19 protein-coding genes are annotated in these 24,943 nt (G+C 61.3%); 8 read left to right on the plus strand and 11 right to left on the minus strand.

Features of this window, described 5'->3' with window-relative positions; genetic code table 11:
- Positions 1-59: 59 nt before the first annotated feature.
- The 5 genes from ACJJU9_RS01695 to ACJJU9_RS01715 all read right to left on the minus strand — a co-directional run bounded on the left by ACJJU9_RS01695 (position 60) and on the right by ACJJU9_RS01715 (position 6,940).
- Complete coding sequence (locus ACJJU9_RS01695; RefSeq protein ID WP_407729925.1) at positions 60-2,495, minus strand: TonB-dependent siderophore receptor; 2,436 nt, start codon at positions 2,493-2,495, stop codon at positions 60-62.
- 90 nt (positions 2,496-2,585) lie between these two features.
- Positions 2,586-3,560, minus strand: a complete 975-nt coding sequence (locus tag ACJJU9_RS01700; protein WP_407729926.1) for a FecR family protein — start codon at positions 3,558-3,560, stop codon at positions 2,586-2,588.
- Entirely contained in the window at positions 3,557-4,075 is a 519-nt protein-coding gene (locus ACJJU9_RS01705; RefSeq protein WP_407729927.1) for an RNA polymerase sigma factor, read from the minus strand. Before ACJJU9_RS01705 ends, ACJJU9_RS01700 begins: the two co-directional genes overlap by 4 nt.
- Before the next feature lie 223 nt (positions 4,076-4,298).
- Positions 4,299-5,009: a 3'-5' exonuclease gene (locus tag ACJJU9_RS01710; RefSeq protein ID WP_314916976.1), complete on the minus strand. Its 711-nt coding sequence runs from the start codon at positions 5,007-5,009 to the stop codon at positions 4,299-4,301.
- A complete protein-coding gene (locus tag ACJJU9_RS01715; RefSeq protein WP_048384947.1) occupies positions 5,006-6,940 on the minus strand; it encodes a putative nucleotidyltransferase substrate binding domain-containing protein in 1,935 nt (644 codons plus the stop codon). Before ACJJU9_RS01715 ends, ACJJU9_RS01710 begins: the two co-directional genes overlap by 4 nt.
- 269 nt (positions 6,941-7,209) lie before the next feature.
- Between ACJJU9_RS01715 and ACJJU9_RS01720 the strand changes: the two genes are divergently transcribed.
- A complete protein-coding gene (locus tag ACJJU9_RS01720) occupies positions 7,210-7,650 on the plus strand; it encodes a response regulator (RefSeq protein ID WP_407729928.1) in 441 nt (146 codons plus the stop codon).
- A 77-nt stretch (positions 7,651-7,727) separates the two neighbouring features.
- On the opposite strand, the gene ACJJU9_RS01725 is transcribed toward ACJJU9_RS01720, so the two are convergent.
- From ACJJU9_RS01725 to ACJJU9_RS01750, 6 genes are all read right to left on the minus strand, one after another.
- A complete protein-coding gene (locus tag ACJJU9_RS01725; RefSeq protein WP_153333515.1) occupies positions 7,728-9,905 on the minus strand; it encodes a malate synthase G in 2,178 nt (725 codons plus the stop codon).
- A gap of 330 nt (positions 9,906-10,235) precedes the next feature.
- Positions 10,236-11,123, minus strand: coding sequence for an EamA family transporter RarD (gene rarD, locus ACJJU9_RS01730; RefSeq protein ID WP_153333517.1), 888 nt, complete (start codon positions 11,121-11,123; stop codon positions 10,236-10,238).
- A 113-nt stretch (positions 11,124-11,236) separates the two neighbouring features.
- Positions 11,237-12,211, minus strand: coding sequence for a serine/threonine protein kinase (locus tag ACJJU9_RS01735; protein ID WP_048372296.1), 975 nt, complete (start codon positions 12,209-12,211; stop codon positions 11,237-11,239).
- Between the two features lie 129 nt (positions 12,212-12,340).
- On the minus strand, positions 12,341-14,242 hold the full coding sequence (locus ACJJU9_RS01740) for a PhoX family protein (protein WP_407729929.1): 1,902 nt from the start codon (positions 14,240-14,242) through the stop codon (positions 12,341-12,343).
- Positions 14,243-14,435: 193 nt separating this feature from the next.
- Positions 14,436-15,200 (minus strand): TOBE domain-containing protein, encoded by a 765-nt coding sequence (locus tag ACJJU9_RS01745; RefSeq protein WP_407729930.1) that lies wholly within the window; start codon positions 15,198-15,200, stop codon positions 14,436-14,438.
- A gap of 59 nt (positions 15,201-15,259) precedes the next feature.
- Complete coding sequence (locus tag ACJJU9_RS01750; protein ID WP_407729931.1) at positions 15,260-16,000, minus strand: ComF family protein; 741 nt, start codon at positions 15,998-16,000, stop codon at positions 15,260-15,262.
- An 88-nt stretch (positions 16,001-16,088) separates the two neighbouring features.
- Here ACJJU9_RS01750 and bioB point away from each other — a divergent pair, with 88 nt between their 5' ends.
- The 7 genes from bioB (at position 16,089) to ACJJU9_RS01785 (ending at position 24,700) form a co-directional block, all read left to right on the plus strand.
- Positions 16,089-17,144 carry a biotin synthase BioB gene (gene bioB, locus ACJJU9_RS01755; protein WP_048372289.1) on the plus strand — a complete coding sequence of 352 codons (1,056 nt, stop codon included), beginning with the start codon at positions 16,089-16,091 and terminating at the stop codon, positions 17,142-17,144.
- Between the two features lie 108 nt (positions 17,145-17,252).
- Positions 17,253-18,425 carry an 8-amino-7-oxononanoate synthase gene (bioF, locus tag ACJJU9_RS01760; RefSeq protein WP_407729932.1) on the plus strand — a complete coding sequence of 391 codons (1,173 nt, stop codon included), beginning with the start codon at positions 17,253-17,255 and terminating at the stop codon, positions 18,423-18,425.
- Positions 18,418-19,149, plus strand: a complete 732-nt coding sequence (locus tag ACJJU9_RS01765) for an alpha/beta fold hydrolase (RefSeq protein ID WP_407729933.1) — start codon at positions 18,418-18,420, stop codon at positions 19,147-19,149. Before bioF ends, ACJJU9_RS01765 begins: the two co-directional genes overlap by 8 nt.
- Positions 19,142-19,954 carry a malonyl-ACP O-methyltransferase BioC gene (gene bioC / locus ACJJU9_RS01770; RefSeq protein ID WP_407729934.1) on the plus strand — a complete coding sequence of 271 codons (813 nt, stop codon included), beginning with the start codon at positions 19,142-19,144 and terminating at the stop codon, positions 19,952-19,954. The genes ACJJU9_RS01765 and bioC overlap by 8 nt, the downstream gene beginning before the upstream one ends.
- Entirely contained in the window at positions 19,951-20,631 is a 681-nt protein-coding gene (bioD, locus tag ACJJU9_RS01775; protein ID WP_407729935.1) for a dethiobiotin synthase, read from the plus strand. The genes bioC and bioD overlap by 4 nt, the downstream gene beginning before the upstream one ends.
- A gap of 240 nt (positions 20,632-20,871) precedes the next feature.
- The gene (locus ACJJU9_RS01780) at positions 20,872-22,677 is read left to right on the plus strand and encodes a phenylacyl-CoA dehydrogenase (protein WP_048384927.1); all 1,806 of its coding nucleotides are present in this window, start codon (positions 20,872-20,874) and stop codon (positions 22,675-22,677) included.
- A 244-nt stretch (positions 22,678-22,921) separates the two neighbouring features.
- Positions 22,922-24,700, plus strand: coding sequence for an acyl-CoA dehydrogenase C-terminal domain-containing protein (locus ACJJU9_RS01785; RefSeq protein ID WP_407729936.1), 1,779 nt, complete (start codon positions 22,922-22,924; stop codon positions 24,698-24,700).
- Positions 24,701-24,943 lie beyond the last annotated feature (243 nt).

A 24,943-nucleotide genomic window follows, 5' to 3' on the forward strand; every position in this document is an offset into this window, starting at 1 on the left:
TTGCCTCGTGATCTGTTGATCTTTTAAAAGCTCGCGCCTGCAGAAGCCGGTTTAGCGGGTTACCACTTGTAGTCAACACTGGCCATGATGTTGCGGCGGTCACCGTAGTAGCAGTAGAAACCGTCGCACGTTGACAGGTATTGCTTGTCGAAAACGTTATTGGCATTGACCGACACGGTGGCGCCTTTAAGGGCTTTGCTGACCTTGCCGAGGTCGTAATGCACGGCCGCGTCATACACGGTGTAGGCGTCTGTATGACCGTAAGCGGCGTCAGCCACGTAGCCTTTGCTGCCAATGGCGATATTGTCGGTTTCGCCGATGTAACGCGCCCCGAAACCAATGCCGAAGCCTTCCAGTGCGCCTTTGTGCCAGGTGTAGTCAGCCCAGATGGAGGCCTGATGCTCGGGTGTTAGCGGCAGCGGGCGGTTTTTGTCCAGCGGGTCTGAAACTTTGGTCATTTTGGTGTTGGCGTAGGTGTAGGCGGCGGTCAGTTTGAGGTTGTCGTTGACGTTGCCCACGGCCTCCAGTTCCAGGCCTCGCACGTTGGCTTCACCCAAGGGGCGGCTCACGCCAAGGGTGTCGCTGAGCACGATGTTTTTGCGGGTCAGGTCATACACGGCGGCCGTGAACAGCATCTCGCTGCCCGGTGGCTGGTATTTAAGGCCCAATTCGTATTGCTTGCCTGTACCGGGCTTGAACGCTTTGCCGCCAAAGCCCCCCGGTTCGGCCTGGAACGACTCGGCATAGGACACGTAAGGGGTGAACCCCGAGTCGAACACGTAGCTCAGCGCCGCATTGCCGGTAAAGGCGCTGTCGTCGCGTTTGTCGCGGGCATCGTTCTGGTTGTAGAAGGTGGTGTCGGTGTGCAGCCAGTCTTGACGCCCGCCCAAGGTCAGACGCCAGTTATCCAGCGCCATCTGGTCTTGCAGGTACAGGCCGGTGTCGCGGGTTTTCTGATTGTAATCGTTGTAGGCGGTGTAGTTGATGTGGCTGAAGTCTTGCCCGTAGATCGGGTTGATGATGTTACTGACCGGGGCAACGCCGTATTGCCATTTGTAGCTGGTATCGACGCGCTGATGATCGAGGCCGATCAGCAGCGTGTGCTTGAGCGCGCCGGTGGTGAAGTCGGCTTGCAGGTTGTTGTCTACGGCGAACTGGCTGATGTCTTCGTCTACGATGTTGGCCCCGCGCTGGACGGTGCCGTCATCGGCCACCGAACCAAAGTAACCGCCGGCGGTGATGCTCTGAAAGGACAAGTCACTTTTGGTGTAACGCAGGTTTTGGCGGAACTGCCACACATCGTTCAGGCGATGTTCAAAGGCATAGCCGAGTGCGTAGTAAGTTTTGTCGTAGAACTCCCAGTCCGGATCACCCAGGTTCTTGTGGGGCTTGACCTTGCCTGCCGGGGTGGACACCAGCGTGCCCTGAATCGGCAAGAACTGGCTGGTGGTGCCGGTGTCATCGCGGTTGAACTGGCTGAGGAAGGTCAGCGTGGTGTCCGGGTCGATGTTCCACGTCAGGCTCGGGGCGATGTTGTAGCGCTTGTCATCGGTGTGCTCGATGGTGGTGTTGCTGTCACGCACCACGCCGCTCACGCGATACAGAAAACGCCCTTCGTCATCTATCGGCCCGGTGCTGTCAAAGCTGATTTGCTTGCGCTGGTAGCTGCCGATTTGCAGTTGTACTTCGTGGCTGGCGGTGTCTTCGGGGCGACGGCTGACCATGTCCAGCAAGCCGCCTGCGGGGGTTTGCCCGTACACCGATGAAGCCGGACCGCGCAGCAAGGCGACGCGCTCCAGGTCCCAGGTTTCCAGCTTGGGCATGGTGTAGGAGCCTTTGGGCAGCGGCAGGCCATCGAGGAATTGAGTGGGTTCAAAGCCGCGCACTTTCAGCCATTCCGAGCGGCTGTCGCTGCCATAGCTGCTGGCGGTGACGCCGGGCATGTAACGCACGGCATCGTCGAGGTTTTGCGCCGCGCGATCTTGCATCTGGCTGCGCGTGGCGACCGAGATTGAGCGTGGGGCTTCTGCCAGCGCGGTATCGGTTTTAGTGCCCGCCGCTGAGCGCTGCGCCAGGTAGCCGGTAACTGGCCCCCATGCACTTTCGTACCCGCCCTGAGCGGAAATCGTGGTGGCTTCCAGGGCTACGGCGCCCTGCGTGATTGCGATCAGGGTGTAGCTGCCTGCGCTGCCCGGCACCAACTGCAACCCCGTGCCGCGCAACGCTTCACGCAGCGCCGTGGTGGGTTCGAACGTGCCCTGCACGGGCGCCGAGGTTTTGCCGGCCAGCAATGCCGGGTCCATCGCCAGGGTCAGGCTGGCCTGGCTGGCGATCTGGTTGAGGGTCGCGGCCAGCGGCCCGGCGGGCAGGTTGTAGCTGCGCGAGGTGGTGTTTTGTTCGGCGGCTATTAACGCGGTGCTGGCCAGCGGTGCGCCGAAGGCAATGGCCAGGGTCAACAGGCTGGGGCGCAAAAACGTATCGAAGGTGCGGGACATTCGGCGGATTCCTGAATGGAAATGGTTCTCAATGACTAGGAGCCGAACGAGCAGCGAAAAGTGATAGGGCTAATTGAAAATAATCTGCATTTATTTTTCTGGCGCCGGGGCGACGGTGATCCACCACGGGGTGAGCTGTTTGACCTTGACCGGCAGGATCGGCGGCAGGGCATTGAGCGCCAGCTCAAGGTTGTCCAGCGGGAAGCTGCCGGTGATGCGCAGGTCGGCCACGCGCGGATCAACGCCCAGATGCCCGCGGTGGTAGCGATTGAGTTCGCCGACCATGTCGGCCAGGCGCACGTTGTCGAGCACCAGCATGCCGCGTGTCCAGGCGTCGGCCCCAGCGGTGACGGTGAGCATTTGGCCGAGGTGGTCGCGGTGCATGAGCACTTGCTGGCCTGCGCTGAAGATGACGTCTTCAACGCTGTTTTCGGGGTGCGCCGCCACGCGTGATTGCAGCACGCTCAGGCGCGTGCCGTCGTCTTCGCGCTTGACCATAAACCGCGTGCCCAGGGCCCGCAGCGTGCCGTCGCGGGTTTGCACGACAAAGGGCCGCGGGTCGCCGTGGCCGGTCTGCACCATGATCTCGCCGGCTTGCAGGATGATGCGCCGGGTGTCGCCATCAAACTGCACATCTACCGCGCTGTGGGTGTTGAGGTTGATCACCGTGCCATCGGCCAGTTGCAACTGGCGTTGCTCGCCGGTGGCGGTGCGTTGGTCGGCCATCCAGTAGTCCAGCGGCAGGTAGTTTTTACCCGCGAACAGGGCCAGCCCGCAGACCAGCGCAATGCTCGCCAGGCCGCTGCCGAGTTTGCGCACCCGCTGATGCACCCCGCTGCGGGCGTTACGCAAGGCGTTGCGTGCCGCCGGGCTGGTGCTACTGAAGCGGTGGTCGAGCATGCCCAGTTGTTGCCAGGCGCGGGCGTGCTCTTCGCTGGCGGCGTACCACTTGTCGAATTCGGCCTGTTGCACCGGGCTGCCATTGCCGCAGTCCAGGCACAGTTGCCAGGCAATGGCCGCGTCGAGCACGCGGGCCGACACCGGTTTGGAACTGATCGCGCTCACGTGGGCTCGCCATACAGCGCGATGTAGCACTGGCGCATGCCTTGCGCCAGGTACTGACGCACACGCGGCACCGACACGCCCAGGCGCTGCGCGATGTCGGCATGGGGCAGGCCATCGAGGCGGCTGTACAGGAACGCCGCGCGGGCCTTGCTCGACAGCTTGCCGAGCAGGCGGTCGATGGCTTTGAGGTCTTCGAGGATCAGGTGTTGTTCTTCGGGCGAGGGCTGCTCGGCCTCGGGCAGTAGCGTCAATTCGTTGAGGTACGCCTGCTCCAGGGCGGCGCGGCGAAAGTAGTCAAACAGCAGGCCCTTGGCGATGGCCGCGAGAAACGCCCGGGGCTCACGCGGTGCGCTGAGTTCGCTGCGGCCCAGCAGGCGCACGAAAGTGTCCTGGCTCAAGTCCTCGGCGCGCTGCGGGCACGCCACATTGCGCCGTAACCACGCCAGCAGCCAAACGCGATGGTCGCGGTAAAGCGAGCCAACCAGTTCGTGCTGAGAGGTGTGGAGTGAGGACAACGGCTGCACCGAGGACAAGTTTTAACTAACGATAATTATTCGCGATTGTGTCAGAGGGGAACGGGCGGCGCAATTGACGCTCATCGGATGGGTTTTGATCGCGGGCAGCCCTCGCCCTCACCCCAACCCTCTCCCGGAGGGAGAGGGAGCCGATGTGTGGTGATCTTGAGTCCGCGTGCGGTCAGTCCCCTCTCCCTCCGGGAGAGGCGTGGAGAGGGCGCTCTTAAAAGCTGTGAATGATCTTGCGCCGTTGCCACTGGTTAAGGCGCTGTTGCAGGGCCTGGGGGCTGTCGATGCCTTGGGCGCGGGCGCGGCTGAACAGGATGAGCGCCAGCTCCGCCGTGGCCAGGGCGTCGGCGCTGGCGTTGTGGCGGTCTTCGACATACAGGTTGAAGTGCTTGATCCAGTGATCCAGCCCGGCCTCGCGGCCCTGATGCTGCGGGCAGAGCATGGGCGCCAGGGCTGCCACGTCCATAAAGGCATGTTGCAAGCGGTAACCCAGGCTGTCTTTGAGCGCCCGGGTGAGCATGTGCTGGTCGAACGGGGCGTGAAAGGCCAGCAGCGGGCTGTCACCGACAAACGCCATAAAGTCCAGCAGGGCGTCGGCCGGATCACTGCCGGCGGCAATCGCACTGGGTCCCAAGCCATGTAGCAAGACGCTGGGGCTCAGCGGGTTGTCGGTGCGCAACAAGGTCCGCTCAAAGGTTTGGCTGAAGTCGATGGCGCCGTCTTCAATGACCATCGCGCCAATCGATAACACTTGGTCGCGATTGAGGTTCAGGCCGCTGGTTTCCAGATCAACCACCACCCAGCGCTGGGCGCGCAGCGCGTGGTCGCCCAGCCCGGCAGACTCGGGCAGGCGCAACAGGCGTTGCTGCTGGGCAAGGCTTAAGGTCGGGGCTTTGCGTGGCATCAGCCAGGAAAACAGCTTCATAGCTGATACCGCAGGGCCAGGCTGCTTTGCAGGCGCTGCGCCTGACGCAGGGCTTCACGCAGGATGCGCCGGTCCAGTTGGTTCAACTGGTCGGGGTCGACGCGGTTGGAGTACGGGCGGTTTTGCCGGGTCTGCAGTTGATGCTGTTGCATGCGGGTCTGCTGAATAAAGTGATACGCCTCTTCATAGGCCGCGCCGTCCAGCGGCTCGATCACGCCCAAGGTGGTGAGCTGGCGCAGGCGTTCAAGGGTGTTGATGGCCTCGACGCCATGGGCCAGCGCCAGCAGGCGGGCACCGTCAACGAATGGGCCCAGGCCCTGCACCTTGAGGTCGAGGGTGGCTTTGTCGCCGCCTTTGCGCTCCAGCACAAACTCGCGAAAGCGCCCCACGGGCGGGCGATGACGCAGGGCGTTGTCGGCCATCATGCGCTGGAACAAACGGTTATCGGCGACCTGAGTGAGGATGGTGCGGCGCAGGTGCTGGCAACCCTGTTCATCGCCCCACACGGCGCGCAGGTCGAAGTAGATGCTGGAGGCCAACAGGTTTTGCGGCGTGGCCTCGCGAATAAATGCGCTGAAGCGCCGGGCCCATTCGGCGCGGGACAAACACAGCTCGGGGTTGCCGGCCATGATGTTGCCTTTGCACAGGGTGAAGCCGCAGGCCGCCAGATGGTGGTTGATCTGCTGCGCAATGGGCAACAGACGCTGGCGAATCTCGGCGGCTTGGGCGGCGTCTTTGGCCTCGAACAAGATGCCGTTGTCCTGGTCGGTGTGCAGGGTTTGCTCGCGTCGGCCTTCGCTGCCGAAACACAGCCAGGTGAACGCCACGCCGGGGTCGCCACGCTCGGCCAGCACCAGCTCAATCACGCGGCACACGGTGTGGTCGTTGAGCAGGGTGATGATGTGGGTGATTTGGGTCGATGAAGCGCCGTGAGCCAGCATGCGCTCTACCAACTGGCTGATTTCGCCGCGCAGGTTGATCAGGGTGTCCAGCCGTGGCGCATGGCGGATGGTGCGGGCCAGGTGCACCAGGTCGACCCGTTGCAGCGAGAACAAGTCGCGCTCGGAGACCACGCCGCACAGGCGCTGTTCCTTGACCAGACACACGTGGGCGATGTGCCGTTCGGTCATGGCAATGGCGGCGTCGAAGGCACTGTGATCGGGTGACAGGTAAAACGGCCCGGCGGTCATGTGCGCGTCGATGGCCTGATCAAAATCTTCAATGCCGTTGGCCACCACCTGACGCAAATCACGCAGGGTGAAAATACCCAGCGGCGCTTTGTGTTCGTTAACGATCACGATGCTGCCCACTTGTTGCTCATGCATCAGGCGCACGGCTTCGCGCAGGGCGGTCTGCGGGCTGCAGGTGACCGGGTGGCGCATGGCCAATTCGCCCAAGCGGGTGTTGAGCGAATATTGGGTGCCGAGGGTTTCGACGGCTTTTTGCTGCACTTGCCGGTTGACCTTGTCGAGCAGGCTGCTGACCCCGCGCAGGGCGAAATCGCGGAACTCCTCGGACAGGGCAAACACTTTGATAAACGCGGCTTTGTTCAGTTGCAGGCAGAAGGTGTCTTCAGCGGCCAAATGTTCTGTGCGGGTGGCCCGCTCACCCAGCAGGGCGGCGAGGGGGAAGCACTCGCCAGCGGTGATTTCAAAGGTGGTTTCGACCACGCTGGCGCCCTGGTGCGTGCGCTCGCCGATGACGCGGCCTTGTTTGACGATATAGAAATGCTCGACCGGGCCGTCTTCGGGCCGAATGATGCTGTCACCGGGACCATAGAAGCGCAGTTGGCACTGTTCAACCAGGAAGGCCAGGTGAGTGTTTTCCATTTGGTTAAAGGGCGGGAACCGCTGCAAGAACTGCATGGTGCCGTGGATGTTTTGCAACACCGCCGTTCGACCTGCCTGGAGAAACGCATCCGATTTGCTCATTACCGATACCGCATGATTAGCCGTTGTTGTTATCACGGGGCGTGGCCCCTGCTGGCCTTCATGCTCGGTTGTCTGCACGCGGGTGCCCATTGGACGTAAGTCTAGGAAACCTGTCTGGCGGCTGTGTTTTTCGACAACCTGCGGGCTTTTTACATTTTTCAGACCGGCCCTACTTGGAAATAGGCTTAGCTAGGTGCACATTGATCGCAGTGCGGGATAACTGACTGAACCGCTTGGTTTTTAACCGGGGGGCAGTTTTTGAGACGGGTATGAACGAACACGACATTCTGACCGACGCCGAACGCGAACTCTTGAACGAGGTGATGCAAGCCCCTGCTCCGGCAGAACAGTGCGTGTTGATCGTCGAAGATGATCCGTTTGCCCGCGAGTTGCTGGCAGAGTATCTGTCGGAGAACAAGATTCAGTGCGCGACAGCCTGTAATGGTACGCAGGCGCTGGCGCTGCTGGATTCAGCCTTGCCGATTGGCCTGATGCTGACCGATTTGCGCATGGAGCCCCACGACGGTTTGCACCTGATCCGCCAGGTGCGCGAATCGGAGCGTGCTGAGCTGCCGATCATCATCATGTCGGGGGATGCAGAGGTACGGGACGCGATTGAAGCGATGCACTTGAACGTGCTGGATTTTTTGCTCAAGCCCATCGACCCGCCCAAGCTGCTGGATTTGATCAAAAAAGAACTGAATCTGTAGGAGCGAGCTTGTCTCGCGATCTTTTGATCTTCTAAAAGATCGCGAGGCAAGCTCGCTCCTACAGGGGTTACGAGGTTTTACAGGCCGTTTTTAGCCTTGAACTCACGACGACGACGGTGCAACACCGGCTCGGTGTAGCCGTTTGGCTGTTTAGTGCCTTCGATCACCAACTCGACCGCCGCCTGGAAGGCGATGTTGCTGTCGAAGTTCGGTGCCAATGGACGGTACAGCGCGTCGTTGGCGTTCTGGCGGTCAACCACCGGGGCCATGCGCTTGAGGCTTTCAAGCACTTGGGTCTCGCTGACGATGCCGTGACGCAGCCAGTTGGCGATGTGCTGGCTGGAAATACGCAGCGTCGCACGGTCTTCCATCAGGCCGACGTCATGAATGTCCGGCACTTTCGAACAGCCCACGCCCTGATCAATCCAGCGCACCACGTAACCCAGAATGCCTTGTGAGTTGTTGTCCAGTTCGTTCTGGATCTGCTCAGGCGTCCACTGCGGGTTCACGGCCAGCGGGATGGTCAGGATGTCGTCCACCGAGGCCGGGGCGCGCTTGGCCAGTTCGGCCTGACGCGCGAACACGTCGACCTTGTGGTAATGCAGCGCGTGCAAGGCAGCGGCGGTCGGCGATGGCACCCAGGCGGTGTTGGCCCCGGCCAGCGGGTGAGCGATTTTCTGTTCCAGCATCGCCGCCATCAGGTCGGGCATTGCCCACATGCCTTTGCCGATTTGCGCACGGCCTTGCAGGCCGGTGCTCAAACCCACGTCGACGTTGTTGTTCTCGTAGGCCGAAATCCACTTCTCGGCTTTCATGTCGGCCTTGCGCACCATCGGCCCGGCTTCCATGGAGGTGTGGATCTCGTCGCCGGTACGGTCCAGGAAGCCGGTGTTGATGAACACCACGCGCTCGCTGGCGGCCTTGATGCACGCCTTGAGGTTGACGGTGGTGCGGCGCTCTTCGTCCATGATCCCGACTTTGAGCGTGTTGCGCGGCAGCTTGAGCACGTCTTCGATGCGCCCGAACAGCTCGTTGGTGAAGGCGGCTTCGTCAGGCCCGTGCATTTTCGGTTTGACGATGTACACCGACCCGGTGCGGCTGTTTTTGCGCGAGGCCTGGCCGTTAAGGCTGTGGATGGCCGCGAGGCTGGTCAGCAGGCCGTCGAGGATGCCTTCAGGGACTTCGTTGCCGTCCTTGTCGAGGATCGCGTCGATGGTCATCAGGTGGCCCACGTTACGCACGAACAACAGCGAACGGCCATGCAGGCTGACGGTGCCGCCATTGGGCGCGGTGTACTCGCGGTCCGGGTTCATGGTGCGGGTGAAGGTTTCGCCGCCCTTGGTCACTTGCTCGCTCAGGTTGCCCTTCATCAGGCCGAGCCAGTTGCGGTAGATCACCACTTTGTCATCGGCGTCGACCGCGGCAACCGAGTCTTCGCAGTCCATGATGGTGGTCAGCGCGGCTTCCATCAGCACGTCTTTTACGCCTGCCGCATCGGTTTTACCGACCGGGCTGGTGGCGTCGATCTGGATCTCGAAGTGCAGGCCGTTGTGTTTGAGCAATACAGCGGTCGGTGCCTCGGCCGAGCCGTGGTAGCCGATCAGTTGCGCGGTGTCGCGCAGGCCGCTGCTGGCGCCGTCTTTGAGGGTGACCTGCAAGGCGCCGTCAACGATGGCGTAAGCCGTGGAGTCAACGTGCGAACCGCTGGCCAGCGGCGCGGCTTCGTCAAGAAAGGCGCGGGCGAAGGCAATGACCTTGTCGCCACGGACCTTGTTGTAGCCTTTGCCCTTTTCGGCGCCATCGGCTTCGCTGATGGCATCGGTGCCGTACAACGCGTCGTACAGCGAACCCCAGCGGGCGTTCGAGGCGTTGAGGGCAAAGCGCGCATTCATCACCGGCACCACCAACTGTGGGCCAGCCATGCGGGCGATTTCGTCATCGACGTTTTGCGTCGTTGCCTGGAAATCTGCGGCTTCTGGCTGCAGATACCCAATGTCTTGTAGGAAGGCTTTGTAAGCCACGGCGTCATGGGCCTTACCGGCCTGCGCCTGGTGCCAGGCGTCGATGCGCGCCTGCAAATCATCGCGTTTGGCGAGCAGTGCTTTGTTCTTGGGGGCCAGGTCATGAATGACCTTATCGGCACCGGCCCAGAACTGGTCGGCGTTGAGGCCGGTACCGGGGATGGCTTCGTTGTTGACGAAGTCGAACAGGACTTTGGCGACCTGCAGGCCACCGACGTGAACGTGTTCAGTCATTGCTTGCCTCACTCATTTTTATTTAAAGCCTGGAGCGCTTCTCAAAACACCGCCGCAGCGGGGTCATACGGGGTAAAGCAGACGCATTGACCGACCTTGTTGCCAATTATGTAGTGGTCGCCGAGGCATACTACATGATCATTTGCCGATGTGAAAATCAGACTAACTACGTCGTTCTGCGACTTTTATTAAGCTATCGGTCACGTAGAAGAACAGGATGTTCTCAAGAAAAGTACAGGTTGTTCCAGATAATTCTAAAAACAGTACACAATTTTATATGCAGGCCCATAAAAACCCCGTGGGAGCGGGCGTGCTCCCACGGGGTTCAGGTCAGGCTTTTTTGCGCAGGCTCAGCCAGGCGTCAATGCTGTACACCACAAGGCCCGCCCAAATGAACATAAAGGCGATCAGGGTACTCTCGGACAAGTGTTCGCCAAACACCCACACGGCAAGAATCAGCACCAGGGTGGGCGCGACGTACTGCATAAAGCCGATGGTGGTGTAAGGCAGGTGGCGCGTGGCCGCGTTGAAGCACACCAGCGGGATCAATGTGGCCGGGCCTGCGGCCACCAGCAGCCAGGCTTGTGAGGTGGCCCAGAAATCGGCGTGGGCACTGTTGGCCTCGGGGTGCATCAGCAGCCAGCCGATGGCGATGGGCACCAGAATCCAGGTTTCGACCACCAGCCCCGGCAAGGCCTTGACCGGCGCCTGCTTGCGGATCAGCCCGTAAAAGCCAAAGGTCAGCGCCAGCACCAGCGACACCCACGGCAGACTGCCGGCTTGCCACACTTGCTCGGCCACACCGATGGCGGCCAGGCCCACGGCAATCCATTGCAGGCGGCGCAGGCGCTCACCCAGCAGCAACATCCCGAGCAGCACGTTGACCAGCGGGTTGATGTAGTAACCCAGGCTGGCTTCGAGCATGCGGTCGTTGTTCACCGCCCACACATAGGTCAGCCAGTTGATGGCGATCAACAGGCCGCTGCCGCTGAGCACGGCGAGGCGTTTGGGGTTGTCACGCAGCTCTTGCCACCAGCCGGGATGCTTCCATACCAGCAACAGCAGCGAGCCAAACAGCGCTGACCAGAGCACGCGGCTGACGATGATTTCGGCGGCGGGCACGCTTTCCAGGAGTTTGAAATAGAGTGGGAACAGGCCCCAGATGACATAGGCGCTGAGGCCCAGAATGTACCCGCGACGCGGGTTGGCGGCTTGCATGCAGGATCCTTGGTTAAGCAAATGACGGGTGCTGTAGGAGCGAGCTTGCCTCGCGATCTTTTGATCTTTTAAAAAGATCGCGAGGCAAGCTCGCTCCTACAAATGGCACCAATTTAAAACAGTTTTAGCGGCTCTTCATTGAGCGCCGAGAGTTGTTCGCGCAACGCCAGCACCTGGTCGCCCCAATACCGCTCGCTGCCAAACCACGGGAAGCTGTGCGGGAACGCCGGGTCGTCCCAACGGCGGGCCAGCCAGGCACTGTAGTGCATCAGGCGCAAGGCGCGAAGGGGTTCGATCAGGGCCAGTTCACGGGGGTTGAAGTCGTGGAACTCGCTGTAGCCATCCATCAGTTCGGACAGTTGGCCGAGGCATTCCTGGCGATCACCGGCGAGCATCATCCACAGGTCTTGCACCGCCGGGCCCATGCGGCAGTCGTCGAGGTCGACAATATGGAACACCTCGTCGCGGCACATCATGTTGCCGGGGTGGCAGTCGCCGTGCATGCGAATGTTGCTGTGCGGGGTGGCGGCGTACACGTCTTCGACACGCTTGAGCAGATCGCGGGCCACCGACTCGTAGGCCGGTAACAGGCTGCGCGGGATGAAGTTGCCTTCGAGCAAGGTGGTCAGCGAGTCATGGCCAAAGTTCTTCACGCCCAGGGCTTCGCGGTGTTCAAAAGGCTTGGTGGCACCCACCGCATGCAGGCGCCCGAGCAGTTGGCCGAGGCGGTACAGCTGGTCAAGATTGCCCGGCTCGGGCGCACGGCCACCGCGTCGCGGGAACAAGGTAAAGCGAAAGCCCTGGTGTTCGAACAGGCTTTGGCCGTTATGAATGATCGGCGCCACCACCGGCACTTCGCAGTCGGCCAGTTCGAAGGTAAAGCGGTGTTCTTCGAGGATCGCCTCGTTGGTCCAGCGCTGCGGGCGGTAGAACTTCGCGATCAGCGGCTCCGAGCCTTCGATACCGACCTGGTACACGCGGTTTTCGTAACTGTTGAGGGCGAGCACGCGGGCGTCGCTGAGGAAACCGATGCTTTCGACGGCGTCGAGCACCAGATCAGGGGTAAGTGTTGCGAACGGATGAGACATGCTGACTCCTGCGCGCAGCAGGCTGCCGCGTCCGGCCAAGCATGTTAACGCAGACTGACCCCTGTAGGAGCGAGCTTGCCTCGCGATCTTTTAAAAGAGCAAAAGATCGCGAGCAGCAAGGGCCCATCGCTATGCGCCGACGATCCCGCCGTCTTCGCGGCTGATGGCCATGACCGAGGAGCGCGGTTTGCCGTTGGGCAGGTGCTCGGGGAAGGTCGAGCCGCCGTTTTCACCGGGGTGCTGGATGCCGACAAACAGGGTTTTTTGATCCGGCGAGAAGCTGATGCCGGTCACTTCACAGCCCACCGGGCCGACCATGAAACGACGGATTTCACCGCTGTCGGGGTCGGCGCAGAGCATTTGGTTATTGCCCATGCCGGCGAAGTCACCTGTGTTGCTGTAGTCGCCGTCGGTCAGGATCCACAGGCGCCCGGCGTCGTCAAAACCCAGGCCGTCGGGGCTGTTGAACATGTTCTGCGGGGTGATGTTGGCCGAGCCGCCTTTGGGCTGTTTTGGGTGCACCACCGGGTTGCCCGCGACCACAAACAGGTCCCAGTCGAAGCTGTCGGCACCGTGGTCATCGTTGTGGGCTTTCCAGCGCAGGATCTGCCCGTAAACGTTCTTTTCGCGCGGGTTGGGGCCGCCGACGGGCTGGCCGTCTTCGCCGCGTTTGGCGTTGTTGGTCAGGGTGCAATACACCTGGCCGTCTTTGGGGCTGACCACGATCCATTCCGGGCGGTCCATGCGCGTGGCGTTGACCACGCTGCCCGCGAGCCGGGCGTGGATCAGCACTTCGGCCTGGTTGGCGAAACCCTGGCTGGCGTCGATGCCGTTTTGGCCGTGGCGCAGTTCGATCCACTGGCCTTGGCCTTTGGGGTGATCGGGGTGCTTGTCGCCTGCATCGAAGCGCGCCACATACAGCGTGCCGTGGTCCAGCAGGTCACGGTTGGCCTTGGGGTTTTGGGTGTCGATGCGGTCACGGCTGATGAATTTGTAGATGAACTCCCCGCGTTCGTCGTCGCCCATGTACACCACGGCGCGGCCATCACGGGTCTGTGCCAATGCGGCGTTTTCGTGTTTGAAGCGGCCCAGCGCGGTGCGTTTGACCGGCAACGATTTCGGGTCGAACGGGTCGATTTCGACCACCCAGCCATGGCGGTTGAGCTCGTTGGGGTTGGTCGCCAGGTCGAAGCGCGGGTCGTGCAGGTGCCAGTTGATCTCGCGGCTGGCGAGTGTGGCGCCGTAGCGCTTTTGCGCGGCGTCGAAGGTCTGCTGGGGGTCTGAGCTGCCAAAGCAGTCGGTGAAGTTTTCTTCGCAGGTGAGGTAGGTGCCCCACGGTGTTTTGCCGTTGGCGCAGTTCTGGAAGGTGCCCAGCACCCGTGCGCCATTGATGTCGGCCTGGGTGCGCAGCAAGGCGTGCCCTTCGGCCGGGCCGCTGAGGCGGATGGGCGTGTTGCCGTGGATGCGCCGGTTGAATGGCGAGCCCTGGACGAATTGCCAGCCATCGCCTTTGCGCTGTACTTCAACGACCGACACGCCTTCGCTGGCCTGGGCTTTGCGCACCTCTTCGGCCGATGTCGGCAGGCCACCGTGGGGGTACAGGTAGCGGTAGTTGGTGTATTCGTTGTTGATCGCCAGCAGGGCGCGGTTGGGGTCGTCGGGGAAGGCGAACAGGCTCATGCCGTCGTTGTTGTCGCCGAACTGTACCTCCTGAGCGTCGGCGCTGCCGTTGCCGCTGGGGTCAAAGGCCGGGCCGTTGGTGTGCAGGGGTTGGCCCCAACTGATCAACACCGAGGCGCGGTAGCCGGGTGGCAGGCTGAGGCTGTCGCTGGTGGCTGCGTTGATGCTGGCAAAGCCCAGCAAGGGGCTGGACGCCGAGCTGACCCCGGCGGCCAGCGCGCTGCGGCTGAGCAGGTTGCCGCCCAGAAACATCGCCGCGCCGCATAGGGCGCCTGCGCTGATAAACCCGCGTCGACTCAAGCCAACAATGCGCTCAAGGTCGGTGGGGTGTTGATCATCCAGGAGGTTCATAGTGCGCAGGCCTTTTAAGGTTTTTGCGCAACCTTAAGCAGCGGTTATGACAGTGGTGTTGCAGTTTTCTGGCGCGCCGGCTTCTGTAGTCGCTGCCGCAGGCTGCGATGGGTAGCATCGCTACCCTGTTGTTGAAGGTCCTGCGGCCCTTATCGCAGCCTGCGGCAGCGACTACAGGGGAGTTGTCATTTCTTTACAGGGGTGTGCCGAGCAACACCAGGGTTGGTGAAAACTGCACATTGACCTCACTGCCCACCGTCAACTGGAGTGTTTCGAGGTGTTGCGGTTCGCTCAGGGCGCACAAGGTTTGGCCGCTGGGCAGGCTGATGCGCACTTCGCTGGGGCTGTGATCGGCGTCGAGGATCTGTTCGATGCGCCCGCGCAGCAGGTTGTGCCCGGCCAACAATGGCTGGTCGGGCCCCGTCAATTGCAGCCAGCCCGCCTTGATCAACGCCACCACCGGGGTGTCGAGGTTTAGTTCCAGGCGCTGGGTGCTGTCGTGGGTGATTTGCGCGTGCAGCGTCAGGCCGCCGGGCAGTTGCAGTTCAATCAGGTCGTTGCGGCCATGGCTGTGGATGGCCTTGACGCTGCCGTGCAACTGGTTGCGGGCGCTGGTTCTGAGCATCAAGCGGCCCAGCAGGTCGAGGTCGCTGGCGTCTTCGGCGGCGTCCAGCACTTGGCTTTGCAGGGCTTGCAGGCGTTGATAGAGGCGCATCACCCGTTCCCCGGCCGCCGACAGGCGTGCACCGCCGCCGCCTTTGCCGCCCACGCTGCGTTCAACCAGCGGGGTTTGTGCCAGGTTGTTCAGCTCGTCGATGCTGTCCCACGCCGCTTTGTAGCTGATGCCCGCGCTTTTGGCGGCGCGGGTGATCGAGCCTTGCTCGGCGATGTGCTGCAACAAGGCAATGCGCTGCGGGCGGCGGGCTATGTGCTGGGTCAGCAAAGTCGGTAGTTGCATGGGGGCGTTATTCGCAAAGCAGGGTGAGCCCCGAAAAGTGCCTGCTCAGCCCGGTGGCGTCAAGGCGGCGCGTCGGGCCTGGGCGTGCGCGCCAGGCAATACACATCAACCTGCCGCGCACCGGCCTGACGCAACAGGCGCGCCAGGCTTTGCGCGGTGGCGCCGGTGGTCAGCACGTCGTCCACCAGCGCCAGGTGCAGGCCGCGCACTTCAACCTGCGGGGCCAGGCTGAAGGCGTGGAGCAAGTTGCGCTTGCGGGCCTTGGCGTCCAGCGCCTGTTGCGCGGCGGTGTCTTGGTGGCGCAGCAGCCAGTCGTCGTGACACGGGATACCCAAATCGCGGCTCAACCACTGGGCGAGCATGGCGGCCTGGTTGTAGCCGCGCTGGCGCAGGCGCTGGGTAGACAGCGGCACCGGCAGCAAACAGTCGGGTTGAGGGTCGCCGGTGTTGAACCGATCACGCAGCGATTGGCCGAGAATATCGGCCAACAAGCGGCCATACGGCCAGCGGCTGTTGTGCTTAAAGCTGATGATCAAACTGTCGACGGGAAAGCCGTATACCCACGGCGCATACACCGATTCGTAGGCCGGAGGGTGCTTGATGCACAGGCCGCAGGTGAGCCCGGCCATCGGCAGCGGCAATGCGCACCGCTCGCAACGGTCACCCAGCCAGGGCAGTTCAAGTTCGCAGGCCGCGCAGAGTGGCAGCGGGGTGTCGGTGCGTTCATCGCACACTAAACACGTTTGGTTAATTAGCAACCACTTGTCAACCACGCTAAACAAGCGTGGTTGACAAGTCATGTAGCATCCTCAAACATATCGCGCATCCGTGCCGTGCCTGAGGCGGTTGCTTCAGGTTCAAGTCCCAGCATAAACAAGAGAATCGCCGATGAGCGCCAGCACCCATGCCAACTTGCGACATGATTGGTCTTTAGCCGAAGTTCGAGCGTTGTTTGTCCAGCCGTTCAATGACCTGCTTTTTCAGGCGCAGACCGTGCACCGCGCGCATTTCGACGCCAATCGGGTGCAAGTTTCGACGCTGCTTTCGATCAAAACCGGGGCGTGCCCGGAAGATTGCAAATATTGTCCGCAGTCCGGTCACTACAACACCGGGCTGGAAAAAGAGAAGTTGATGCAGGTGCAGGCGGTGCTTGAAGAGGCGGCGCGGGCCAAAGCCATCGGCTCGACGCGTTTCTGCATGGGCGCGGCCTGGAAGCACCCCTCGGCCAAAGACATGCCCTACGTGCTGGAAATGGTCAAAGGCGTGAAGGCCATGGGCCTGGAAACCTGCATGACCCTGGGCAAGCTCGATCAGGAGCAAACGGCGGCGCTGGCGCACGCGGGGCTGGATTACTACAACCACAACCTCGACACCTCGCCCGACTTCTACACCAGCATCATCACCACCCGTACCTACAGCGAACGCCTGCAAACCTTGAGCTATGTGCGCGATGCGGGGATGAAGATCTGTTCTGGCGGCATTCTGGGCATGGGCGAGTCGCTGGACGACCGCGCCAATCTGTTGATCCAGCTGGCCAACCTGCCCGAGCACCCGGAGTCGGTGCCGATCAATATGCTGGTGAAAGTGGCGGGTACGCCGCTGGCCAATGCCGAGGACATCGACCCGTTCGACTTTATCCGCATGCTGGCCGTGGCGCGTATCTTGATGCCGCAAAGCCATGTTCGCCTGTCGGCCGGGCGCGAAGCCATGAACGAGCAAATGCAGGCGCTGGCGTTCTTTGCCGGGGCCAACTCGATTTTCTACGGCGACAAATTGCTGACCACCGCCAACCCGCAGGCAGACAAAGACATGCAACTGTTTGCGCGCCTGGGCATCTTGCCCGAAGCCCGCCAGGAACACGCCGATGAAGTGCATCAGGCGGCGATCGAGCAAGCGCTGATCGAGCAAAAATCCAGCGAGCAGTTCTATAACGCTGCGGTGTAAGCCTCTTAACTGTAGGAGCGAGCTTGCCTCGCGATCTTTTAAACGATCAAAAGATCGCGAGGCGAGCTCGCTCCTACAGGTCTTGTGCAATTCATTTCCGAGGCCAGCATGTCTTTTGATTTAAGCGCCCGTCTGGCTGCGCGTCGTGCCGACAATCTTTACCGTCAACGGCCATTGCTTGAGAGCCCGCAAGGGCCGCAGGTGGTGGTCGATGGTCAGCCTCTTTTGGCCTTCTGCAATAACGACTACCTGGGCCTGGCCAATCACCCGCAGGTGATCGAGGCCTGGCAGGCCGGTGCGTCGCGTTGGGGCGTGGGCGGCGGGGCGTCGCATTTGGTCATTGGCCACAGCGGCCCGCATCACGCGCTCGAAGAAGCCCTGGCCGAGTTCACCGGGCGCCCGCGTGCGCTGCTGTTCAGCAATGGCTACATGGCCAATCTGGGGGCGGTCACTGCTTTGGTCGGGCAGGGCGATACGGTGCTCGAAGACCGTCTCAATCACGCCTCGTTGCTGGATGCCGGTTTGCTCAGCGGCGCGCGCTTTAACCGTTATTTGCACAACGACGCGGCCAGCCTGGCCAAGCGTTTGGAGAAAGCCTGCGGCAACACTTTGGTGGTCACCGACGGCGTGTTCAGCATGGACGGCGATGTGGCCGACTTGCCGAGCCTGGCCCGTGAGGCCAAGGCCAAAGGCGCCTGGCTGATGGTCGACGATGCCCACGGCTTTGGCCCGCTGGGTGCACAGGGCGGCGGGATTGCCGAGCATTTTGGCCTGAGCATGGACGACGTGCCGGTGCTGGTGGGCACGCTGGGCAAAGCCTTCGGCACCAGCGGTGCGTTTGTGGCGGGCAGCGAAGAGCTGATCGAGAGCTTGATCCAGTTCGCCCGGCCTTATATCTACACCACCAGCCAGCCGCCCGCGCTGGCCTGCGCCACCCTTAAAAGCCTTGAGCTGTTGCGCAGCGAGCACTGGCGCCGCGAACACCTGAACAGCCTGATTCGCCAGTTCCGCAGCGGCGCCGAGCAGATCGGTTTGCAGTTGATGGACAGCTTTACGCCGATCCAGCCGATCATGATTGGCGACAGTGGCCGGGCGTTGCGTTTGTCAGCGATGTTGCGTGAGCGCGGTTTGCTGGTGACGGCGATCCGCCCGCCGACGGTACCGGCGGGCAGTGCGCGTTTGCGTGTGACCTTGTCGGCGGCCCACACAGAGGCTCAGGTGCAGCTATTGTTAAGCGCACTGGATGACTGTTGGCGAAAGCTGGAGCCCGACCATGCGTGATCGTCTGATTTTGCTGCCCGGCTGGGGCTTGGGGATTTCCCCGTTGGAACCTTTGGCCGCAGCATTACGCGGTCTGGATGAGCATTTGCGGGTTGAGGTTGAACCGCTGCCGGTGCTGGAGTCAGCACAACTGGACGACTGGCTCGACGAGCTGGACGCCAACCTGCCCGACAACGCCTGGCTGGGCGGCTGGTCCCTGGGCGGGATGCTCGCCAGTGAGTTGGCAGCCCGCCGTGGCGATCGCTGCTGCGGCTTGATCACTTTGGCCAGCAACCCGAGTTTTGTCAGCCGGGAGGACTGGCCGACGGCGATGCCCAACGCCACCTTCGAGGCGTTTATCTCAGGCTTCGCTGAAGCGCCGCACAGCACCTTCAAGCGCTTTGGCCTGCTGTGTAGCCAAGGCGCGGCAGACCCGCGCGCCATGGCGCAATTGCTCTTGGGCGCAGCCCCCAAAGCGCAGCCGGCACCTTTGTTGGCCGGGCTGGAACTGCTGGGCCAACTGGATGTGCGCCCGGCACTGCAAGCCTTCAACGGGCCGCAACTGCACCTGTTTGCCGGGACCGACGGATTGGTGCCTGTAGCGGCGGCCGAGGCGTTGCTGGCGTTGTTGCCCGATGTCGAAGTGGGTCTGATTGAACAGGCCTGTCATGCCTTTTTACTGGAAGCGCCCCACGAACTGGCGGCCGCGATTCAGGCTTTTTTACATGAGCTGGACGATGACTGATCTCAGTGTTGCAACGTGTGCAGGCCACCTGCCGGACAAGCGCCAGGTGGCGGTGTCGTTTTCGCGTGCGGCGGCCAGTTACGACAGCGTGGCCGAGCTGCAACGTGACGTCGGGCATGCATTGCTGGCGCGTTTACCGGCTGGTCTGGCGCCGCAGCGCTGGCTGGATCTGGGCAGCGGCACGGGCTATTTCAGCCGGGCCCTGGCGCAGCAATTTCCTCACAGTGAAGGGCTGGCGCTGGACATCGCCCAGGGCATGCTGGCGTTCGCCCGGCCCTTGGGCGGCGCCGCGCATTTTATCGCCGGGGATGCCGAAAGCTTGCCGCTGCAAGCCGACAGTTGCGACCTGATATTTTCCAGCCTGGCGTTACAGTGGTGCGGGGATTTTACGCGGGTGCTCAGCGAAGCCCATCGTGTGCTCAAGCCGGGTGGCGTCATGGCCTTTGCCAGCTTGTGCGTGGGCACGTTGAGTGAGCTGCGTGACAGTTGGCGGGCGGTGGACGGGCAAGTCCATGTGAACCGTTTTCGTGAGTTTGCCGCCTATCAGCAGTTGTGCGCAGACAGCTCGATGCGCGTGCTCAACTTGCAGAGTCAGCCCCATGTGCTGCACTACGCGCAGGTGCGTCAACTGACCCATGAATTGAAAGCATTGGGTGCGCATAATCTGAACCCGGGTCGCCCTGAAGGGTTGACCGGCAGAGCGCGGCTGCAGGCTTTGGTTAGCGCTTATGAGCAATTTCGTCAGCCGCAAGGGCTACCGGCAACTTATCAGGTGGTCTACGGCATCCTGGAGAAAACGCGATGAGCCCAGCGTACTTCATTACGGGAACCGACACTGATGTCGGCAAAACCACGATTGCCGCCGGTTTGTTGTATGCCGCGCGCGAAGCCGGATTGAGCACCGTGGCTGGCAAGCCTGTGGCCTCGGGCTGTGAGATCACCCCGCAAGGGCTGCGCAATGCCGATGCCTTGGCATTGATGGCCGAGAGTTCTGTGACGTTGACCTATGACGAGGTCAATCCGGTGGCCTTTGAGCCGCCCATCGCCCCGCACATCGCGGCGCGTGAAGCTGGCCAGGTGGTCAATGTACAGACCTTGCTGGTGCCCATGCGCCATGTGCTGGCCCAGCAGGCCGACTTCACCTTGATTGAAGGGGCGGGAGGCTGGCGAGTCCCGCTGTCGGGGCAAGACAGTTTGTCGGACCTGGCGCAGGCCCTCGACCTGCCGGTGATTCTGGTGGTCGGCGTGCGCCTGGGGTGCATCAGCCATGCCTTGTTGACCGCCGAAGCCATCGCCCGCGACGGCCTGCAATTGGCGGGTTGGGTGGCCAACATCATTGGCCCGAAAACGGCGCGCCTTGAAGAAAACCTCGCCACCCTGGCCGAGCGCCTGCCGGCCCCTTGCCTGGGCCGTGTGCCCAAACTCAAAACGGCCTCGGCGCAAGCGGTCGCTGAACACTTGCAGTTGGACCTGCTGGACTGAGCCCTAAACTACGGGCTTGCCTTGCGATCTTTTAAAGATCAAAAGATCGCGAGGCGAGCTCGCTCCTGCAAGATTCCATGCACTTCCCTTCTCTGAGATCTGTTCGTACCAAGACGAACGGAGGCTTCGCGCTGCTTGACAACAAATGGGCGTAAACGTATGTTTCAAACACCTGTTTGACCGCAATAACAAATCTACGCGGTTGTTCATCCCCGGATTCATCAGCAGAGGTTTATCGCTATGCCTGATTACAAGGCCCCCTTGCGTGATATTCGCTTCGTTCGTGACGAACTGCTCGGTTACGAAGCGCACTATCAGAGCCTGCCGGCTTGCCAGGACGCTACGCCAGATATGGTTGACGCCATTCTTGAAGAAGGCGCCAAGTTTTGTGAGCAGGTGCTGGCACCGCTGAACCGCGTGGGTGACATCGAAGGCTGCACCTGGAGTGAATCCGGGGTTAAAACGCCGACAGGCTTTAAAGAAGCCTACAAACAATTCGTTGAAGGCGGCTGGCCAAGCCTGGCGCACGACGTCGACCACGGCGGCCAAGGCCTGCCGGAGTCCCTGGGCCTGGCGGTGAGTGAAATGGTCGGTGCGGCCAACTGGTCGTGGGGCATGTACCCGGGCCTGTCGCACGGCGCGATGAACACCATCTCCGAGCACGGCACCCCTGAGCAGCAAAACACCTACCTGACCAAGCTGGTAACCGGCGAATGGACCGGCACCATGTGCCTGACCGAATCGCATTGCGGTACCGACCTGGGCCTGCTGCGCACCAAGGCTGAACCTCAGGCTGATGGCTCGTACAAGATTTCCGGCACCAAGATCTTTATCTCGGCCGGTGAACACGACATGGCCGACAACATCGTCCACATCGTACTGGCCCGCCTGCCGGATGCACCGGCTGGCACCAAAGGTATCTCGCTGTTCATCGTGCCCAAGTTCAAGGCTAACGCCGACGGCACCCTGGGTGAGCGCAACGCCGTGTCCTGTGGCTCGCTTGAGCACAAAATGGGCATCCACGGTAACGCCACCTGCGTGATGAACTTTGACGGCGCCACCGGCTTCTTGATCGGCCCGCCGAACAAAGGCCTGAACTGCATGTTCACCTTCATGAACACCGCACGTCTGGGCACTGCACTGCAAGGCCTGTCCCACGCTGAAATCGCCTTCCAGGGCGGCTTGAAATATGCCCGTGACCGCCTGCAAATGCGTTCGCTGACAGGCCCTAAAGCCCCTGAAAAAGCGGCTGACCCGATCATCGTTCACCCGGACGTGCGTCGCATGCTGCTGACCACCAAGGCGTTTGCTGAAGGCAACCGCGCCATGGTGTATTTCACCGCCAAGCAAGTCGACATCGTGAAATACGGCGTTGATGAAGAAGAGAAGAAAAAAGCCGACGCGCTGCTGGCGTTCATGACGCCGATTGCGAAAGCGTTCATGACCGAAGTGGGCTTCGAAGCCGCCAACCACGGCGTGCAAATCTACGGCGGCCACGGCTTTATCGCTGAGTGGGGCATGGAGCAGAACGTTCGCGACAGCCGCATTTCGATGCTGTACGAAGGCACCACCGGGATCCAGGCACTCGACCTGCTGGGCCGTAAAGTGCTGATGACTCAAGGCGAAGCGCTTAAGGGCTTCACCAAGATCGTCCACAAGTTCTGCCAGAACAACGAAGGCAACGAAGCGGTTAAAGAGTTCGTCGCTCCGTTGGCTGCACTGAACAAAGAGTGGGGCGAGCTGACCATGAAGGTCGGTATGGCGGCCATGAAAGACCGTGAAGAAGTGGGTGCGGCCTCGGTCGACTACCTGATGTATTCCGGTTATGCGTGCCTGGCGTACTTCTGGGCTGACATGGCGCGTCTGGCGGCTGCAAAACTGGCCGAGGGCACTTCTGAAGAAGCCTTCTACAACGCCAAGCTGCAGACTGCGCGCTTCTACTTCCAGCGCATCCTGCCGCGTACCCGCACACACGTTGCGGCCATGTTGTCGGGTGCTGCCAACCTGATGGACATGAAAGAAGAAGACTTCGACCTGGGCTACTAAGCCCCGGTGAGTCACCTTGAAAAGCCGCTTCTCCTTCGGGAAAGCGGCTTTTTTGGTTTATCCCTGTAGGAGCGAGCTTGTCTCGCGATCTTTTAAAGATCAAAAGATCGCGAGGCAAGCTCGCTCCTTCAAAATAGTGACCAGATTATAAATATCAGTCACAGCTTGACCCTATGTATCGCTCGCGTCGTTAAGCTAGACTGCGTCCCACATTAATCGTCGTTTACAGATTACGAGGTTTGCCATGGCTGATTACAAAGCGCCGCTGCGTGATATGCGCTTCGTCCTCAATGAAGTGTTCGAAGTTGCGGCTCTCTGGGCGCAACTGCCTGCATTGGCCGAGTCCGTTGATGCTGAAACGGTCGAAGCCATTCTCGAAGAAGCCGGCAAGGTGACCGCCAAGAGCGTCGCCCCGTTGAGCCGCGAGGCTGACGAGGAAGGCTGCCACTGGAATGACTCCGTGGTGACCACACCGGCCGGTTTTGTCGATGCCTATAAAACCTACGCCGAAGGCGGTTGGGTGGGCGTGGGCGGCAACCCTGAGTTCGGCGGTATGGGCATGCCCAAGGCGGTGTCGGCCCAGGTTGAAGAAATGATCAACTCCTCCAGCCTGGCCTTTGGCCTGTACCCGATGCTGACCTCTGGCGCCTGCGTGTCGATCAACGCCCACGCCAGCGAAGAACTCAAAGCCACTTACCTGCCCAATATGTACTCGGGCGAGTGGGCCGGTTCCATGTGCTTGACCGAGCCTCACGCCGGGACCGACCTGGGGATGATCCGCACCAAGGCCGAGCCGCAGGCAGACGGTTCGTTCAAGGTCAGCGGGACCAAGATTTTTATCACCGGTGGTGAACACGACCTCACCGAAAACATCATCCACTTGGTACTGGCCAAGCTACCGGACGCACCGGCGGGGCCTAAAGGCATTTCGCTGTTCCTGGTGCCCAAGGTGCTGGTCAACGCCGATGGCAGCCTGGGTGAGCGTAACCCGGTGTTCTGCGGCTCGATCGAACACAAGATGGGCATCAAGGCGTCGTCGACCTGCGTGATGAACTTCGATGAAGCTGTGGGTTATCTGGTGGGCGAGCCCAACCGTGGTCTGGCCGCGATGTTCACCATGATGAACTACGAGCGTCTGGGCGTGGGTATCCAGGGCCTGGCCTCGGGCGAGCGCTCATACCAGAACGCCGTGGAATATGCCCGTGACCGCCTGCAAGGGCGCGCGGCAACCGGCGCACAGGCCAAAGACAAAGCGGCAGACCCGATCATCGTGCACGCGGACGTGCGCCGCATGCTGCTGACCATGAAGGCGTCCAACGAAGGCGGCCGTGCGTTCTCGACTTACGTGGCCAATCAGTTGGACATCGCCAAGTTCAGCGAAGACCCGACCGCCCGCGCTCGCGCTGATGGTTTGGTGGCGTTGCTGACGCCGGTGGCCAAGGCCTTCCTGACCGACCTGGGGCTGGAAACCACGGTGCACGGCCAGCAAGTGTTTGGCGGCCATGGCTACATTCGCGAGTGGGGCCAGGAGCAACTGGTGCGCGATGTGCGCATCACGCAGATCTACGAAGGCACCAACGGCATTCAGGCGCTGGACCTGATGGGGCGCAAGATCGTCGGCAATCGCGGCGCTGACTACCGCGTGTTTGCTGACGAGATCCGCCAGTTCATCGCGCAGGCCCCGGCTGACCTCAACGAGTTCACCCAACCGTTGGCCGCTGCGCTGGACAACCTTGATCAGTTGACCGCCTGGGTACTGGACCGCGCGCAACACAACCCGAATGAAATCGGCGCGGCGTCGGTGGAGTACCTGCACGTGTTTGGCTACACCGCGTATGCCTACATGTGGGCGTTGATGGCCCGTGCGGCGCAGGGTAAAGAGGCGGATGACGCGTTCTACGCCAGCAAGCTGGGCACTGCACGCTTTTATTTCGCGCGTTTATTGCCGCGTATTCATTCGTTGAGTGCTTCGGTCAAGGCGGGCAGTGAGTCGCTGTATTTACTTGATGAAGCCCTGTTTTAAGGTGTTTAGTCATTTGTAAGCTTTTGCTTACATTACGTGCTGCCAATCGCCCATATCGCGAAATTGGATCCATGGGTAATCTTGGTTTCAAGGACGTAGAGCAGGAAGCTCAAAGCAACAACACGGACACGTAGGATTCCGCCAGGATGGTGGAGCGAAAAGGATGTCAGGGAAACAGTCTGCAAAACCCCGCTTAGGCGGGGTTTTCTTTTTTGTGCGCCTGAAATTCCTATTTCTTGTAGT

The sequence above is a fragment of the Pseudomonas helleri genome (assembly GCF_045830615.1).
Taxonomy (GTDB): Bacteria; Pseudomonadota; Gammaproteobacteria; order Pseudomonadales; family Pseudomonadaceae; genus Aquipseudomonas; species Aquipseudomonas helleri.

Coding starts and splice junctions, on each gene's coding strand:
- ACJJU9_RS01695 (WP_407729925.1), bottom strand. CDS start 2,495: ATGTCCCGCACCTTCGATACGTTTTTGCGCCCCAGCCTGTTGACCCTG.
- ACJJU9_RS01710 (WP_314916976.1), bottom strand. CDS start 5,009: ATGAAGCTGTTTTCCTGGCTGATGCCACGCAAAGCCCCGACCTTAAGC.
- ACJJU9_RS01715 (WP_048384947.1), bottom strand. CDS start 6,940: ATGAGCAAATCGGATGCGTTTCTCCAGGCAGGTCGAACGGCGGTGTTG.
- ACJJU9_RS01720 (WP_407729928.1), top strand. CDS start 7,210: ATGAACGAACACGACATTCTGACCGACGCCGAACGCGAACTCTTGAAC.
- ACJJU9_RS01725 (WP_153333515.1), bottom strand. CDS start 9,905: ATGACTGAACACGTTCACGTCGGTGGCCTGCAGGTCGCCAAAGTCCTG.
- rarD (WP_153333517.1), bottom strand. CDS start 11,123: ATGCAAGCCGCCAACCCGCGTCGCGGGTACATTCTGGGCCTCAGCGCC.
- ACJJU9_RS01735 (WP_048372296.1), bottom strand. CDS start 12,211: ATGTCTCATCCGTTCGCAACACTTACCCCTGATCTGGTGCTCGACGCC.
- ACJJU9_RS01740 (WP_407729929.1), bottom strand. CDS start 14,242: ATGAACCTCCTGGATGATCAACACCCCACCGACCTTGAGCGCATTGTT.
- ACJJU9_RS01745 (WP_407729930.1), bottom strand. CDS start 15,200: ATGCAACTACCGACTTTGCTGACCCAGCACATAGCCCGCCGCCCGCAG.
- ACJJU9_RS01750 (WP_407729931.1), bottom strand. CDS start 16,000: ATGACTTGTCAACCACGCTTGTTTAGCGTGGTTGACAAGTGGTTGCTA.
- bioB (WP_048372289.1), top strand. CDS start 16,089: ATGAGCGCCAGCACCCATGCCAACTTGCGACATGATTGGTCTTTAGCC.
- bioF (WP_407729932.1), top strand. CDS start 17,253: ATGTCTTTTGATTTAAGCGCCCGTCTGGCTGCGCGTCGTGCCGACAAT.
- ACJJU9_RS01765 (WP_407729933.1), top strand. CDS start 18,418: ATGCGTGATCGTCTGATTTTGCTGCCCGGCTGGGGCTTGGGGATTTCC.
- bioC (WP_407729934.1), top strand. CDS start 19,142: ATGACTGATCTCAGTGTTGCAACGTGTGCAGGCCACCTGCCGGACAAG.
- bioD (WP_407729935.1), top strand. CDS start 19,951: ATGAGCCCAGCGTACTTCATTACGGGAACCGACACTGATGTCGGCAAA.
- ACJJU9_RS01780 (WP_048384927.1), top strand. CDS start 20,872: ATGCCTGATTACAAGGCCCCCTTGCGTGATATTCGCTTCGTTCGTGAC.
- ACJJU9_RS01785 (WP_407729936.1), top strand. CDS start 22,922: ATGGCTGATTACAAAGCGCCGCTGCGTGATATGCGCTTCGTCCTCAAT.